Here is a 15,660-nt window from a genome sequence, read left to right on the forward strand (position 1 = left end):
CTCCCGGGGCCTCGCCCCCGACCGCACCCGGACTCCTCCGCCCCCACGGGCGGGGGAGTCCTCTCGTTCCCGGCCCGCCCCGGACGCGAACCGGCCCCCGGCCCCGCCCGTACGAGACGGACGGGGACCGGGGGCCGGTCCGACACGCGCGCGGCCCTGCCGCGCGCTCACTCCTGCGGCGGGGGCTCCTCGCCCGGCGCCGACTCCTGAGAGCCCGGGGCCGACCCCGGCTCCTCCGGCTCCGGCCGCCGCCGGGCCTGCGCCTTCCCCGACCCGCCCGCGACCCCGGGATCCCGGAAGTAGGACCCGGCCTCGCCGGCCGTCCCCGGATCCGGCGCCGGATCACGCCGCCGCAGATACCGCTCGAACTCCCGTGCGATCGCGTCGCCGGATGCCTCCGGCAGGTCCGCGGTGTCCCGCGCCTCCTCCAGCGTCTGCACGTACTCCGCCACCTCGCTGTCCTCCGACGCGAGCTGGTCCACGCCCACCTGCCAGGCCCGGGCGTCCTCCGGCAGCTCACCCAGCGGAATCCTGATGTCGATCAGGTCCTCCAACCGGTTCAGCAACGCCAGCGTCGCCTTCGGGTTCGGCGGCTGCGACACGTAGTGCGGCACCGCCGCCCACAGCGACACCGCCGGCACCCCCGCGTGCGTGCACGCCTCCTGCAGGATCCCCACGATGCCCGTCGGACCCTCGTACCGGGTCTCCTCCAGGTCCATCGAGCGCGCCAACCCCGGATCCGAGGTCACCCCGCTCACCGGCACCGGGCGCGTGTGCGGGGTGTCCCCGAGCAGCGCGCCCAGGATCACCACCATCTCCACGCCCAACTCGTGCGCGAACCCCAACAGTTCGTTGCAGAACGAACGCCACCGCATGGACGGCTCGATCCCCCGGACCAACACCAGGTCCCGGGGCTTGGCCCCGCCCACGCGCACCACCGACAACCGCGTGGTCGGCCACGTGATCTTGCGGACCCCGTTGTCCAACCACACCGTCGGCCGGTTGACCTGGAAGTCGTAGTAGTCCTCGGCGTCCAACGCCGCGAACACCTCGCCTTTCCACTCCCGGTCCAGATGCGCGACCGCGCCGGAAGCCGCGTCGCCCGCGTCGTTCCAGCCCTCGAACGCGGCCACCATGACCGGGTCGATCAGCTCGGGCACGCCCTCAAGCTCGACCACCCAGGTCTCCTTCCGAAGTTCCCTTGCGTACACGGGTCAGCCTAAGCCCACACCCGAGCGCCGCCACAGCCCGCGGGAGGGGGCGGTCCGAGCCCGGACCGCCCCCTCCCGCGCCCACCGACGCCCGTGAGCTCCCGCGCGCTGCCATGCCTCACACATGTACCGCGCGGGCCCTCGTTAAGCCTGTTCCCGCAGCATTTCCTCGACCCGGGTCCGCACCCGCTCGTCGTCGAGACCGCGCACGGTCACCGTGGTGCGCCGACGCAGCACGTCGTCCGCGGTCCGCGCCCACTCGAAGTCCCGGGCGTAGGCCACCTGCGCCCAGATCTCCGGGCCGTCCTCGTGGATCCGCTCGCCCAGCGCGGGGTCCTCGTTGACCAGCCGGGCTATGTCGAAGGCCAGCGAACCGTAGTGCGAGGCCAGGTGCCGCGCGGTCAGCGGGTCCATGCGGGTGCCCGGGTCCCGGTCCACCAGCAGCCGGTGCGCGACCGCGTTCGGGTTCGCCACCCCCGGCAGCGGCACCCGCCGCACCAGCGAGCCCACCGGCTCCATGTCCTCCGACAACGGGCTGCCCGGCAGCTTCGCCAGCTTGTCCATGACCACCCGGCCGATGTGCCGGTAGGTGGTCCACTTCCCGCCGGCCACCGACAGCATCCCGCCGCGGCCCTCGGAGACCACCGTCTCCCGCTTGGCCTTCTCCACCCCGCCCGGACCCCCGGGCAGCACCCGCAGGCCCGCGAACGCGTACGTCATCAGCGAACGGTCCAGGTCGGCGTCCTTCACCGAGAACGCGGCCTCGTCCAGGATCTGCGCGATGTCCTTCTCGGTGGCCCGCACGTCCGCCGGGTCCCCCTCGTACACCTCGTCGGTGGTGCCCAGCAGCAGCTGGTCCTCCCACGGCAGCGCGAAGGTGATCCGGTACTTGTCGATGGGGGTGGCCATCGCGGCCCGCCACGGCGAGTTCCGCTTCAGCACGATGTGCGCGCCCTTGGACAGCCGGATCGAGGGCGCCGCCTGCGGGTCCTCCATCCGCCGCAGGTGGTCCACCCACGGGCCGGTGGCGTTCAGCACCACCCGGGCGTCCACCCCGAACTCGGTGCCGTCGAGCCGGTCGCGCAGCTCCGCGCCCGTGACCCGGCCGCGCGTGGAGCGCAGCCCCGTCACCTCGGCGTGGTTGAGGACCACGGCCCCCGACTCCACGGCCGCGCGCACGGTCATCACCGCGACCCGCGAATCGTTCATCTGGTGGTCGTGGTACACGGCCACGGCCTTGAGGTTCTCGGTGCGCAGCGCCGGGTTCTCGGCGGCGGCGCGGGCCGGGCTGATCACCCGACCGATGCCGTCGCCGAACGCGGACAGCGCCGAGTACGCGAACACGCCCGCGCCGAGCTTGGCCGCGCCCACCGGGCCGCCCTTGTAGACGGGCAGGTGGAAGGTGAGCGGGTTCACCAGGTGCGGGGCCACGTCCTTGGCGAGGACGCGGCGCTCGTGGTGGTTCTCGGCGACCAGCTTGACCGCGCCGGTCTGCAGGTAGCGCAGGCCGCCGTGGACGAGCTTGGAGGAGGCCGAGGAGGTGGCGCCGGCGAAGTCGCCGGCGTCCACCATGGCCACCCGCAGACCGGCCTGCGCGGCGTGCCAGGCCACCGAGGTGCCCAGGATGCCGCCGCCGACGACCAGCAGGTCGTAGGTGGCCCGGGAGAGTCGGTCACGGACCTCCGCGCGCCCGGGGTTGGCGCCGGCGTTCCGGTGGGTGCCCAGAGCGGGCGCGGTCTGCGGGGTGTTCATCTGTGTGGCTCCTCGTCCTCGCGTGCTCGACCGACCGTGGGGGCGGTCAGCCGTCGGTCTCGTCGTCGATCCAGCCCATGGTCCGCTCGACGGCCTTGAGCCAGTTCTTGTACTCGCTGTCCCTCGTGGAGGCGTCCATCCGGGGGGTCCACTCGGCGGCCCGGCGCCAGTTGGCGCGCAGGGCGTCGGTGTCGGGCCAGAAGCCGACGGCGAGGCCGGCGGCGTAGGCCGCGCCGAGGCAGGTGGTCTCGGCGACCATCGGGCGCACCACGGGGGCGTCCAGGAAGTCCGAGAGGGTCTGCATCAGCAGGTTGTTGGAGGTCATGCCGCCGTCGACCTTGAGGGCGGCCAGCTCGACGCCGGAGTCCTTGGTCATGGCGTCGGTGATCTCGCGGGTCTGCCAGGCGGTGGCCTCCAGGACCGCGCGGGCGATGTGCGCCTTGGTGACGTAGCGGGTCAGGCCGGCGATCACGCCGCGGGCGTCGGAGCGCCAGTACGGGGCGAACAGGCCGGAGAAGGCCGGCACGAAGTAGGCGCCGCCGTTGTCCTCGACGGAGGAGGCCAGGGTCTCGATCTCGGCCGCCGACTTGATCAGGCCCATCTGGTCGCGCATCCACTGCACCAGCGAACCGGTGACGGCGATGGAGCCCTCCAGCGCGTAGACCGGCTTCTGCTCGCCGATCCGGTAGCCGACGGTGGTCAGCAGGCCGCTGTAGGAGTTGATGATCTGGTCGCCGGTGTTCATGAGCATGAAGGTGCCGGTGCCGTAGGTGGACTTGGCCTCGCCCTCGGCGAAACAGGTCTGGCCGAACAGGGCGGCCTGCTGGTCGCCGAGCGCGGAGGCGACGGGCACCCCGGCCAGCACGCCGTCCTTGACGTGCCCGTAGACCTCGGCGGAGGAGCGGATCTCGGGCAGGACGGCCGCGGGCACGTCCATGGAGTGCAGGATCCGCTCGTCCCAGGCCAGCTCGTGCAGGTTCATGAGCATGGTGCGGGAGGCGTTGGTGACGTCGGTGACGTGCACCCCGCCCTCGGTGCCGCCGGTCAGGTTCCAGATGACCCAGGAGTCCATGGTTCCGAAGAGGATGTCCCCGGCCTCGGCGCGCTCGCGCAGCCCCTCGACGTTGTCGAGCAGCCAGCGGATCTTCGGGCCGGCGAAGTAGGAGGCCAGCGGCAGGCCGGTCTCGCGGCGGAAGCGGTCCTGGCCGACGTTGCGGCCCAGTTCCTTGCACAGCGCGTCGGTGCGGGTGTCCTGCCAGACCAGCGCGTTGTGCACCGGCTCGCCGGTGTGGCGGTCCCACAGCAGGGTGGTCTCGCGCTGGTTGGTGATGCCGATGGCCTTGACGTCGGCGGCGGTGATCTCGGCCTTGGCGATGGCCCCGGCCACCACCTCCCGGACGTTGGCCCAGATCTCCTTCGCGTCGTGCTCGACCCAGCCCGGCTTCGGGAAGATCTGCTCGTGCTCCTTCTGGTCCACCGAGACGATCCGGCCGTCGCGGTCGAAGACGATGCAACGGGAGGAGGTGGTGCCCTGGTCGATCGCGGCGATGAAGGGGCCGGTGTTGCTGGTCATGTGGCTGCTCCTGGCAGGTGTCGCGAGCTCGTCGGCTCGGAGGGAGAGGCGCGGCGTCCGGGTCGCGGGGGAGGCGGGGCCGGGCGTCACGCGGTGCCGTGTGGGGGAGATGGTGGTCAGGCGAACGCGAGGTTGTACAGACCGCCCGCGAGGGCGGCGCCGACCAGCGGGCCGACCACCGGGATCCAGGCGTAGCCCCAGTCGGAGCCGCCCTTGTTCGGCAGCGGGAGCAGCGCGTGCACGATCCGCGGACCGAGGTCGCGCACCGGGTTGATCGCGTACCCGGTCGGGCCGCCGAGGGAGAGGCCGATGCCGACGACGACGAAGGAGGTGATCAGCACGCCGATCACGCCCAGGCCCTTGCCGTCGGCCTGCAGGCCCTGGGTGAGGATCGCCAGGACCAGGACGGCGGTGCCGATGATCTCGGTGGCGAGGTTCTGGACCGTGTGGCGGATCTCGGGGCCGGTGGAGAAGATGCCGAGCACCGGGCCGGCCTGGTCGTGCGGGTGCGGGTCCTCCGGGCCGAGCTTGGCGTCCCGGACGTGCTCCGGGTCGGCCAGGTGCGCCCGGAACTGCCCGTAGTACGCGATCCACATCAGCACGGCGCCGAGCATCGCGCCGAGCAGCTGACCGGCCAGGTAGACCGGAACGTCTCCCCAGGCGCCGTCCTTGACGGCGATGCCGACGGTGACCGCGGGGTTGAGGTGGGCGCCGGAGAGCGGCGCGGACACGTACGCGGCGATCAGCACGGCGAAACCCCAGCCGAAGGTGATCGCGAGCCAGCCGGCGTTGCGTGCCTTGGAGCTCTTCAGCGTCACGGCGGCGCACACGCCACCGCCGAGCAGCGTGAGCAGGGCGGTCCCGATGGTCTCGCCGATGAAGATGTCGGAGCTGGACACCCGCGACTCCTTTGTCTACGTCCAGAGGTGGGCGGACCCCGGGTCCCTCCGGAGGTCCGCGCACTCGGTGAGTGCGTCACCGGTCCTTGGCCTTGCCCACCCTAACGCCTATTGCCGGTAGGTGTTCGACAATGCCGACCGATGAACGGCAGTTTTCCGCCCGGGTGAAGAACGCGTCAAGGGGCGGCGGAACCTCAATGTCGCATCGTTACCACTCGGTACGATCGTCCAAAACCGGCCAAGTCGGGGTCAGGACACACGAGGAAACGGCCAACCAGAGGCACGCGAAACGGTGAAAACAACGCCGAATCGGTTCAGCAGCGACCCGAAGTGACCCGAACCGATCGACCGACCCCCGGAACGACGACGGCGGACCGGAGGCCGACAATGCCGTCCCGATCCGCCGCACCCCCACCAAGGGGCCCCACGCCCGCGCCGAAGCGCTCAGAAACGCCCCGCCCCCAGATCCCGCGAGACCGCCCGCGCGCAGTCCCGCACCGCCGCCACCAACGCCGGCCGCGGCTCCCCGGGCTCCCCGCACACCCGCTCCACCGCCCCGGCCACCGCCACCGCGCCCACCGGCATCCGCCGCCGGTCGTGAATCGGCGCCGCCACCGACGCGATCCCCTCCCAGGTCTCCTCCAGGTCCGCCGCCCACCCCCGCGCCCGGGTCAGGTCCAACACCCCCTCGAACGCCGCCGCACCCGTCACCGTCCGGGCCGTGAACGCCTCCCGCTCCCCCTCCACGGCCTCCGAGTGCGCCACCGGGTCCCAGGCCGACAGCACCTTGCCCAGCGCCGTCGAGTGCAGCGGCTGCATCGCCCCCACCTCCAGCACCTGACGACTGTCGTCCGGCCGGAACACGTGGTGCATGATCAGCACCCCGCTCTGGTGCAACACCCCCACGTACACGCTCTCACCGCTGGCCCGCGCCAGGTCGTCGGTCCACACCAGCGCCCGCGCCCGCAGCTCGTGCACGTCCAGATAGCTGTTGCCCAGGCGCAGCAGCTCCGCGCCCAGCTGATAACGGCCCGAGGCCGCGTCCTGCTCCACGAAACCCTCGGCCTGGAGGGTGCGCAGGATCCCGTGCGCGGTGCCCTTCGCCAAGCCCAACGACGAGGCGATGTCCGAGAGCCCCAGCCGACGCTCCCCGCCCGCCAGGAGTCGCAGCATCGCAGCGGCTCGTTCGAGCGACTGGATGTTCCGTGCCATCGCGCAGCCTCCTGCTGACCCAAAGACGTGGTTCGACAATGCCGAACTCTATCGGTCGATGTCGACCTCACGCATGATGGGGAAAGCATGTCAAGAGCGCGTCGTCCCGGCCAAGCCCGCCGACGCGCGCCGTCCGCCCCGTGGGACACCCTCACCGGTCCGGACCCCGCACGGTTACCCTGAGCCCGTGCACCCGGCGTCACGCCCGGGCGCAAAGCCGACAGCCGTCGCATCCCAGGGAGCTGCACCATGGCCTCGTTGCCCCACTCGTCCGCCGCCGACACCCAGAGCCGGGCCGACGCCCTCCGTGAGGCACTGGCCACCCGTGTGGTGGTCGCCGATGGTGCGATGGGCACCATGCTCCAGGCCCAGGACCCCTCCCTGGAGGACTTCGAGCAGTTGGAGGGCTGCAACGAGGTCCTGAACGTGACGCGTCCCGACATCGTGGCGAATGTCCACCGTGAGTACTTCGCGGCGGGTGTGGACATGGTGGAGACGAACACGTTCGGTGCGAACTTCTCGGCGTTGGGCGAGTACGAGATCACCGACCGGAACTTCGAGCTGTCCGAGGCCGGTGCCCGGATCGCCCGCGAGGTCGCGGACGAGTTCACGGCGAGCACCGGGCGGCAGCGGTGGGTCCTGGGCTCGGTGGGCCCGGGCACGAAGCTGCCGACGTTGGGTCACATCGACTTCCGGACGATCCGTGACGCCTATCAGGTGAACGTGGAGGGTCTGTTGTCCGGTGGCGCGGACGCCCTGGTCATCGAGACCACCCAGGATTTGTTGCAGACCAAGGCGTCGGTGATCGGCGCGCGCCGTGCTTTGGACGCGTTGGGTCTGTCGGTGCCGCTGATCGTGTCGGTGACGGTGGAGACCACCGGCACCATGCTGCTCGGCTCGGAGATCGGCGCCGCGCTGACCTCGCTGGAGCCGCTCGGGATCGACATGATCGGCCTGAACTGTGCCACCGGCCCCGCCGAGATGAGCGAGCACCTGCGGCACCTCGCCCGCAACGCGCGGATTCCGCTCTCGTGCATGCCGAACGCGGGCCTGCCGGTGTTGACGAAGGACGGCGCGCACTACCCCCTGGGCCCGTCGGAGCTGGCGGACGCGCAGGAGTCCTTCGTCCGCGAGTACGGGCTGTCGCTGGTCGGCGGCTGCTGCGGCACCACCCCCGAGCACCTGCGGCAGGTCGCCGAGCGTGTCCGCGGTCTGACGCCGACGGTGCGGGAGCCGCGGCCGGAGCCGGGTGCGTCGTCGCTGTATCAGGCGGTGCCGTTCCGGCAGGACACCTCCTACATGGCGATCGGTGAGCGGACGAACGCGAACGGGTCGAAGAAGTTCCGTGAGGCCATGTTGGAGGCCCGGTGGGACGACTGTGTGGAGATGGCCCGGGATCAGATCCGTGAGGGCGCCCACATGCTCGACCTGTGTGTGGACTACGTGGGCCGTGACGGTGTCGCGGACATGGAGGAGTTGGCGGGGCGTTTCGCGACCGCTTCGACCCTGCCGATCGTGTTGGACTCCACCGAGGTTCCGGTGTTGCGGGCCGGTCTGGAGAAGCTGGGTGGCCGGGCGGTGATCAACTCGGTGAACTTCGAGGACGGCGACGGTCCGAACTCGCGGTTCGCGCAGGTCGCCGCTCTGGCCGGGGAGCACGGTGCGGCCCTGATCGCGTTGACGATCGACGAGGAGGGCCAGGCCCGCACCGTCGAGAACAAGGTCGCGATCGCCGAGCGTCTCGTCGAGGACCTGACGGGGAACTGGGGCATCCGCGAGTCGGACATTTTGATCGACACGCTCACGTTCACGATCTGTACCGGGCAGGAGGAGTCCCGGGGTGACGGCATCGCCACCATCGAGGCGATCCGGGAGTTGAAGCGCCGCCGGCCGGAGGTGCAGACCACCCTGGGCCTGTCGAACATCTCCTTCGGTCTGAACCCCGCCGCCCGCATCCTGTTGAACTCGGTGTTCCTCGACGAGTGTGTGAAGGCGGGTCTGGACTCGGCGATCGTGCACGCGTCGAAGATTCTGCCGATCGCCCGTTTCGACGAGGAGCAGGTCACCACCGCTCTCGATCTGATCTACGACCGGCGTGCGGAGGGTTATGACCCGCTGCAGAAGCTGATGGCCCTCTTCGAAGGCGTCAACACCAAGTCGTTGAAGGCCGGGAAGACGGAGGAGCTCCTCGCCCTGCCGTTGGAGGAGCGGTTGCGGCGGCGGATCGTGGACGGGGAGAAGAACGGTCTGGAGGCCGATCTCGACGAGGCGTTGACGGAGCGGCCGGCGCTCGCGATCGTCAACGACACGCTGCTGGAGGGCATGAAGGTCGTCGGTGAGCTGTTCGGTTCCGGGCAGATGCAGTTGCCGTTCGTGCTCCAGTCGGCCGAGGTGATGAAGACGGCGGTCGCGCATCTGGAGCCGCACATGGAGAAGTCCGACGCGGAGGGCAAGGGCACCATCGTCCTGGCGACCGTCCGCGGGGACGTCCACGACATCGGCAAGAACCTCGTGGACATCATCCTCTCCAACAACGGCTACAACGTCGTCAACCTCGGCATCAAGCAGCCCGTGGCCGCGATCCTGGAGGCCGCCGAGGAACACAAGGCCGACGTCATCGGCATGTCGGGTCTCCTCGTGAAATCCACCGTGATCATGAAGGAGAACCTCCAGGAGCTCAACCAGCGGAACATGGCCGCCGACTATCCCGTCATCCTCGGTGGCGCCGCCCTGACCCGCGCCTACGTCGAACAAGACCTCCACGAGATCTACGAGGGCGAGGTCCGCTACGCCCGTGACGCCTTCGAGGGCCTGCGCCTCATGGACGCCCTGATCGCCGTCAAGCGCGGCGTCCCCGGCGCGACCCTGCCCGAACTCAAGCAGCGGCGCGTCGCCAAGCGCGACACGCCGTTGGAGATCGTGGAGCCCGAGTTGCCGGCGCGCTCGGACGTGTCCGTGGACAATCCGATCCCGACGCCGCCGTTCTGGGGCACCCGTGTCATCAAGGGCATTCCCTTGAAGGACTACGCCTCCTGGATCGACGAGGGCGCCCTCTTCAAGGGCCAGTGGGGGCTGAAGCAGAACCGCGCCGGCGGCCCCGACTACGAGGAGCTCGTCGAGACCGAGGGCCGCCCCCGCCTGCGCGGCCTGCTGGAGAAGCTGCACACGGAGAACCTGCTGGAGGCCGCCGTGGTCCACGGCTACTTCCCGTGCGTCTCCAAGGGCGACGACCTGATCATCCTCGACGACGCCGGCAACGAGCGCACCCGGTTCAGTTTCCCGCGTCAGCGGCGTGGTCGGCACCTGTGTCTCGCGGACTTCTTCCGGCCGGAGGAGTCCGGGGAGGTCGACGTCGTCGGGCTCCAGGTGGTCACCGTCGGCTCCAGGATCGGCGAGGCCACCGCCAAGCTGTTCGCCGCCGACGCCTACCGCGACTACATGGAACTCCACGGCCTGTCCGTGCAACTCGCCGAGGCCCTCGCCGAGTACTGGCACGCCCGGGTCCGCTCCGAACTCGGCTTCGCCGGCGAGGACCCCGCCGACGTCGAGGACATGTTCGCCCTCAAATACCGCGGCGCCCGCTTCTCCCTGGGCTACGGGGCCTGCCCCGACCTGGAGGACCGCGCGAAGATCGCCGACCTCCTGCGGCCCGAACGCATCGGCGTCCACCTCTCCGAGGAATTCCAGCTCCACCCCGAACAGTCCACCGACGCCATCGTCATCCACCACCCCGAAGCGAAGTATTTCAACGCACGCTGATCGAGATCGACGTACACTTGTCGGTCCCACCAGGCCGGTCGCCTGTTCCCCGGAGGGCTCACGCCCCGCGCGGAAAAGGCGGCCGGCCTTCTCGTCTCAGCGAAGGGCGTGCCTATGACCAGCACCGTTTCCGCCTCCCTCACCCCCGCGAGGGAGGGCTCGGCCCTCCAGGCGGTGCTGCTCGACATGGACGGCACCCTCGTGGACACCGAGGGCTTCTGGTGGGACGCCGAAGTCGCCGTCTTCGCCGAACTCGGCCACCGGCTCCAGGAACCCTGGAAGGACGTGGTCGTCGGCGGCCCCATGAGCCGCAGCCTCGGCTTCCTCATCGAGGCCACCGGCGCCCGCGTCGACATCGCCGAACTCAGCGTCCGCCTCAACGACGCCTTTGAGGCCCGCATCGCCGACCGCGTCCCCCTCATGCCCGGCGCCGACCGCCTCCTCGACGAACTCCAGGCCGCCGGCGTCCCCACCGCCCTCGTCTCCGCCTCCCACCGCCGCGTCATCGACCGCGTCCTGCACTCCCTCGGCCGCGACCGCTTCACCCTCACCGTCGCCGGCGACGAGGTCCCCCGCACCAAGCCCCACCCCGACCCCTACCTCATCGCCGCCCACAGCCTCGGCGCCCACCCCGCCCGCTGTGCCGTCGTCGAGGACACCAACACCGGCGTCGCCGCCGCCGAGGCCGCCGGCTGCCGCGTCGTCGCCGTCCCCTCCGTCCAGCGCATCGCCCCCGCCCCCGGACGCACCGTGGTCGCCTCCCTCGAAGAGGTCACCCTCCCCTTCCTGCGCTCCCTCGTCACCTCCGTCAACTGACCCCTCACGCTCCGTGTCCGGCCGCCGCCCCGGCCGGCTCACGCGAGAAAACCCCGCGAGCGGGCCCGGAGGCCGAAATTCCCCCGGTCGAAGCCCCCACCACGGGTGAGCTTTGTCACCAGGAACGGCCCACCCGGGCATCTTTCCCCCACACCCACCCCACCCCTGTGTCCGGTTTCGTCATCCACTGACCGAATCCTCCGACACCCCTCGGCTCACCACGAGTTCACACGCGCCGCCCCGCCCCGCGCCGGCACCCCGACACGATTCCGGCCGGCCCCGCCCCGGCCACTACTGTCGGTCGCGGCACCACGCCGCATCTCCGCCGTCCCGCCCCACCCACCCGGTGGCCGGGACCGCGTGGACCGATCGTCAACACACCGGCCCGATCGTTCCGCCCCACAGGGCGCGCCGCGTGCTGCCTCCACCGCAGTGACCTAAGTGCCGGTCGAGGGAGAACGTCGAAGTGAACCGCAAGACCCTGGTGCTCACGGCCGCCGCCGGCCTGCTCACCCCCACGCTCGCCGCCTGCGGCACCACCGGAGCCGGCAACGCGAGCGACGGCGCCATCGTCGTCGGCACCACCGACCGCTTCCAGGCCGGAGCCGCCGCGCCCGCCCCCTTCGACCCCGCCCACGCCTACGACGCCGGCGCCTGGAACATCCTGCGCCAAACCGTCCAGACCCTCCTGCACACCCCGCGCGGCGGCGGCAGCCCCGTCCCCGAAGCCGCCTCCGACTGCCGCTTCACCGACCACGGCAGCCAGACCTACCGCTGCTCCCTGCGCCCCGACCTCACCTTCTCCAACGGCGACCGACTCACCGCCGAGGACGTCAAGTTCTCCATCGAACGCGTCCTCGCCATCAAGGACGAGAACGGCCCCTCCGCCCTCCTCTCCGGCATCGACAAGATCGAGACCCAGGGCGAGGACGGCGTCGTCTTCCACCTCAAGTCCGCCGACGCCACCTTCCCCTACAAGCTGGCCACCCCCGCCGCCGGCATCGTCAACAAAGCCGCCTACAACGCCGCCGCCCTGCGCCCCGGCTTCGAGATCGACGGCTCCGGCCCCTACACGATGCGCGCCGAGGTCGAGAACGGCCGCCTCACCCGCGCCGTGTTCACCCGCAACAAGCACTACAAGGGCGACCTCAAGCTCCACAACGACACCGTCGAACTGCGCACCTTCGACGACTCCGCCGCCATGACCAAGGCCCTCGCCGACAACCGCGTCCAGGTCGTCTCGCGCACCCTGTCCCCGGCCGCGATCGCCGAACTCTCCGCCAAGCCCCCGCACGGCGTCCGCCTCGTGCCCATGCCCGGCCTGGAGATCCGCTACCTCGCCTTCGACACCGAGGACCCCGCCGTCAAGGACAAGGCCGTCCGCCAGGCCCTCGCCGCCGTCGTCGACCGCGACAAGCTCGTCGAGAAGGTCTACGGCCCCGCCGCCGTGCCCCTCTACTCCCTCGTGCCCAGCTCCGTCCCCGGGCACGTCAACTCCTTCTCCAACAAGTACGGCAAGCCCGACAAGGCCGCCGCCGAACGCCTCCTGCGCGAAGCCGGCGTCAAGGGCCCCGTCAAACTCACCCTCGACTACACCACCGACCATTACGGCGACGGCACCGCCGCCGAGTTCGCGGCCCTGAAGGACCAACTCGACGCCACCGGCCTCTTCGCCGTCACCCTCCGCGGCACCCCCTGGTCGGAATTCCGGCCCGCCCAGAAGAAGGGCGACTACGCCGCCTACGGCCTCGGCTGGTTCCCCGACTACGCCGACCCCGACAACTTCCTCGCCCCCTTCCTCGAAGCCGACAACTTCCTCGGCACCCCCTACGCCAACCCCCTGGTGCGCAACAAGCTCATCCCCGAGTCCCGCAAGGCCGCCGACCGCAACGCCGCGGCCTCCGCGATCACGGAGATGCAGGACGTCGTCGCCGACGACGTGCCCGTCCTGCCCCTGTGGCAGGGCAAGCAGTACGTCGCCGCCCGCGACGACATCACCGGAGTGGAGTGGTCCGTCAACTCCATCTCCGACCTCCAACTGTGGGAACTGGGCCGGGGGACCGCAGGCTGAGACCCACAGGCAACGACCGGCCGCCCCCCTGCGGCCGGTCGCCCACGCCGACCCCGAAGGACCATCAGGTGAAGATACGGAAGCCCTGGATCGCCGCCCCCCTGGGCGCGGCCACCGCCGTCACGCTGCTGACCGGCTGCGGATCCGGCGACGGAGGCGGAGCCGGCACCGGCGACGCCGCCGCCGTCATCATGGGCATGTCGGACGACGTGAAGTCCGTGGACCCCGCCTCCGGCTACGACCCGGGCTCCTGGATCGTCTTCAACAACGTCTTCCAGTCCCTCCTCGCCTTCCCCAAGGGCGGCACCACCCCCGAACCCGACGCCGCCCAGAGCTGCGGGTTCGTCGGCGCCGGCGGCACCACCTTCCGCTGCGTGCTGCGCCCCGACCAGAAATTCAGCAACGGGCACGCGCTCACCGCGAAGGACGTCAAGTTCTCCTTCGAACGCACCCTGCGCATCGCCGACGAGGCCGGCCCCGCCGTCATGCTCTCCTCCATCGCCGGCATCGACACCCCCGACGACAAGACCGTCGTCTTCCGCCTCAAGCACGCCGACGCCACCTTCCCGAGCAAGATCGCCTCGGGCGCCGGCGCCATCGTCGACAGCCGCGAGTACCCCGCCGACGCGCTGCGCACCGACGGCAAGGCCATCGGCTCCGGGCCCTACACCCTCGACGTCCACGAACCCCACAAGCAGCTCCGGTTCGCCGTCAACCCCGAGTACTCCGGCGCCGCCAAGCCCCGCAACTCCGGCGTCACCCTCAAGCTCTACGACCGCGACCAGGCCGCCCTGCGCGCCGCCGTCGAGAAGGGCGAGATCGACCTCGCCTTCCGCGGCCTGTCCGCCGCCGACGTGGCCGGCCTCGACACCGCCGGCGCCGGCGGGGTCACCGCGGTCCAGGGCACCGGCGCCGAGGTCCAGCACCTCGTCTTCAACCTCAAGGACCCCGTCCTCGGCAAGGCCCCCGTCCGCCAGGCCATCGCCCAGCTCATCGACCGCGGCGCCCTCGTCAACGACGTCCACCACGGCACCGTCGACCCCCTGTACTCCATCGTCCCGGCCGGGATCGCCGGCCACACCACCGCCTTCTCCGACCGCTACGGCCTCAGCCCCCGACCGGACAAGGCCCGCGAGATCCTCCAGAAGGCCGGCATCACCGGCAAGACCGCCGTCACCCTGTGGTCCACCCCCTCCCGCTTCGGCCCCGCCACCGACCCGGAGATGCGGGCCATCGCCCAGCAGCTCAACGCGAGCGGCCTGTTCAGCGCCGAGGTCAAATCCGTCGAGTACGAGCGGTACGAGAAGGACGTCCAGGCCGGCAAGTACGGCATCTACGTCAAGGGCTGGGTCCCCGACTACCCGGACCCCGACAACTTCACCCAGCCCTTCTTCGGCCCCGGCAACGTCCTCGGCAACCACTACGAGAACGACGAGATCACCGACCGCATCCTCCCCGCGACCGCCGCCGCCACCGACCGCACCGCCACCACCGGCGACTACGCCCGCCTCCAGGCCCTGGTCGCCGAGGACGTCCCGATGATCCCGCTGTGGCAGGGCAAGCAGTACGCCGTGACCCGCCCGAACGTCAGCGGCGCCCAGTGGTCCCTGGACTCCTCCACCGTCTTCCGCTTCGCGGAACTCGGCAAGAGCTGACCCGACCCGCGCGCCCCGGCCCGGCGGGCCCCGTCAGGACCCGCCGGGCCGCACCAGACCGCTCTCGTACGCGTACACCGCCGCCTGTACCCGGTCCCGCAGCCCCAGCTTCGTCAGCACGTGCCCCACGTGCGTCTTCACGGTGGTCTCGCTCACGAACAGGTCCGCCGCGATCTCCGCGTTCGACAGGCCCCGCGCCACCAGCCGCAGCACCTCGACCTCCCGCTCGGTCAACGTGCCCAGCGCCGAGGGCATCCGCTCCTCGCCCGAGGGCAGCCGGCCCGCGTACTTGTCCAACAACCGCCGCGTGATGCTCGGCGCCAGCATCGCCTCGCCCGCCGCGACCACCCGGATCGCCTGCACCAGCTCGTCCGCCGGCGCGTCCTTCAGCAGGAACCCGCTGGCCCCCGCCCGCAGCGCCTCCACCACGTACTCGTCCAGGTCGAAGGTGGTCAGCACCAGCACCTTCGCCGGCCCGTCCCGACCCGGCCCGGTGATCTGCCGGGTCGCCTCCACCCCGTCCATGCGCGGCATCCGGATGTCCATCAGGACCACGTCCGGTTGCAGGGCCCGCACCTGCTCCAGGGCCTGCAGGCCGTCCCCGGCCTCCCCGACGACCGCCAGCTCCGGCTCCGCCTCCAGGATCATCCGGAACCCGGTGCGCAGCAGCGGCTGATCGTCGACCAACAGGACACGGATGGCCACGGGAGAC

The 15,660-nt window shown here is 71.0% G+C and carries 10 protein-coding genes; 4 read left to right on the forward strand and 6 right to left on the reverse strand.

Annotated elements, in window-relative coordinates; genetic code table 11:
* Positions 1–167: 167 nt before the first annotated feature.
* The 5 genes from ACN20G_RS22270 to ACN20G_RS22290 form a co-directional block, all read right to left on the reverse strand.
* Positions 168–1,178, reverse strand: a complete 1,011-nt coding sequence (locus ACN20G_RS22270; protein ID WP_424214571.1) for a PAC2 family protein — start codon at positions 1,176–1,178, stop codon at positions 168–170.
* A gap of 177 nt (positions 1,179–1,355) precedes the next feature.
* The gene (locus tag ACN20G_RS22275; RefSeq protein WP_424214572.1) at positions 1,356–2,963 is read right to left on the reverse strand and encodes an FAD-dependent oxidoreductase; all 1,608 of its coding nucleotides are present in this window, start codon (positions 2,961–2,963) and stop codon (positions 1,356–1,358) included.
* A 46-nt stretch (positions 2,964–3,009) separates the two neighbouring features.
* The gene (glpK, locus tag ACN20G_RS22280; protein WP_424214573.1) at positions 3,010–4,536 is read right to left on the reverse strand and encodes a glycerol kinase GlpK; all 1,527 of its coding nucleotides are present in this window, start codon (positions 4,534–4,536) and stop codon (positions 3,010–3,012) included.
* A gap of 116 nt (positions 4,537–4,652) precedes the next feature.
* Positions 4,653–5,435, reverse strand: a complete 783-nt coding sequence (locus ACN20G_RS22285; protein ID WP_424214574.1) for an MIP/aquaporin family protein — start codon at positions 5,433–5,435, stop codon at positions 4,653–4,655.
* A 444-nt stretch (positions 5,436–5,879) separates the two neighbouring features.
* Positions 5,880–6,647 (reverse strand): IclR family transcriptional regulator, encoded by a 768-nt coding sequence (locus ACN20G_RS22290; RefSeq protein ID WP_424214575.1) that lies wholly within the window; start codon positions 6,645–6,647, stop codon positions 5,880–5,882.
* Between the two features lie 249 nt (positions 6,648–6,896).
* Here ACN20G_RS22290 and metH point away from each other — a divergent pair, with 249 nt between their 5' ends.
* From metH to ACN20G_RS22310, 4 genes are all read left to right on the forward strand, one after another.
* Positions 6,897–10,406, forward strand: coding sequence for a methionine synthase (gene metH / locus ACN20G_RS22295; RefSeq protein ID WP_424214576.1), 3,510 nt, complete (start codon positions 6,897–6,899; stop codon positions 10,404–10,406).
* Positions 10,407–10,520: 114 nt separating this feature from the next.
* Positions 10,521–11,222, forward strand: a complete 702-nt coding sequence (locus ACN20G_RS22300; RefSeq protein ID WP_424214577.1) for an HAD family hydrolase — start codon at positions 10,521–10,523, stop codon at positions 11,220–11,222.
* 466 nt (positions 11,223–11,688) lie between these two features.
* A complete protein-coding gene (locus ACN20G_RS22305; protein ID WP_424214578.1) occupies positions 11,689–13,293 on the forward strand; it encodes an ABC transporter substrate-binding protein in 1,605 nt (534 codons plus the stop codon).
* Positions 13,294–13,361: 68 nt separating this feature from the next.
* Positions 13,362–14,948, forward strand: a complete 1,587-nt coding sequence (locus ACN20G_RS22310) for an ABC transporter substrate-binding protein (RefSeq protein ID WP_424214579.1) — start codon at positions 13,362–13,364, stop codon at positions 14,946–14,948.
* Between the two features lie 33 nt (positions 14,949–14,981).
* Here the strand turns inward: ACN20G_RS22310 and ACN20G_RS22315 are convergent, their stop codons facing one another.
* Positions 14,982–15,653: a response regulator gene (locus ACN20G_RS22315; RefSeq protein WP_424214580.1), complete on the reverse strand. Its 672-nt coding sequence runs from the start codon at positions 15,651–15,653 to the stop codon at positions 14,982–14,984.
* Between the last annotated feature and the right edge of the window lie 7 nt (positions 15,654–15,660).

Source organism: Streptomyces dryopteridis, assembly GCF_049606955.1.
Classification (GTDB): Bacteria; Actinomycetota; Actinomycetes; order Streptomycetales; family Streptomycetaceae; genus Streptomyces.

Bases quoted from the DNA above. Each gene is read 5' to 3' on its own strand.
- ACN20G_RS22275 (WP_424214572.1), bottom strand. From the start codon at position 2,963: ATGAACACCCCGCAGACCGCGCCCGCTCTGGGCACCCACCGGAACGCC.
- glpK (WP_424214573.1), bottom strand. From the start codon at position 4,536: ATGACCAGCAACACCGGCCCCTTCATCGCCGCGATCGACCAGGGCACC.
- ACN20G_RS22290 (WP_424214575.1), bottom strand. From the start codon at position 6,647: ATGGCACGGAACATCCAGTCGCTCGAACGAGCCGCTGCGATGCTGCGA.
- metH (WP_424214576.1), top strand. From the start codon at position 6,897: ATGGCCTCGTTGCCCCACTCGTCCGCCGCCGACACCCAGAGCCGGGCC.
- ACN20G_RS22300 (WP_424214577.1), top strand. From the start codon at position 10,521: ATGACCAGCACCGTTTCCGCCTCCCTCACCCCCGCGAGGGAGGGCTCG.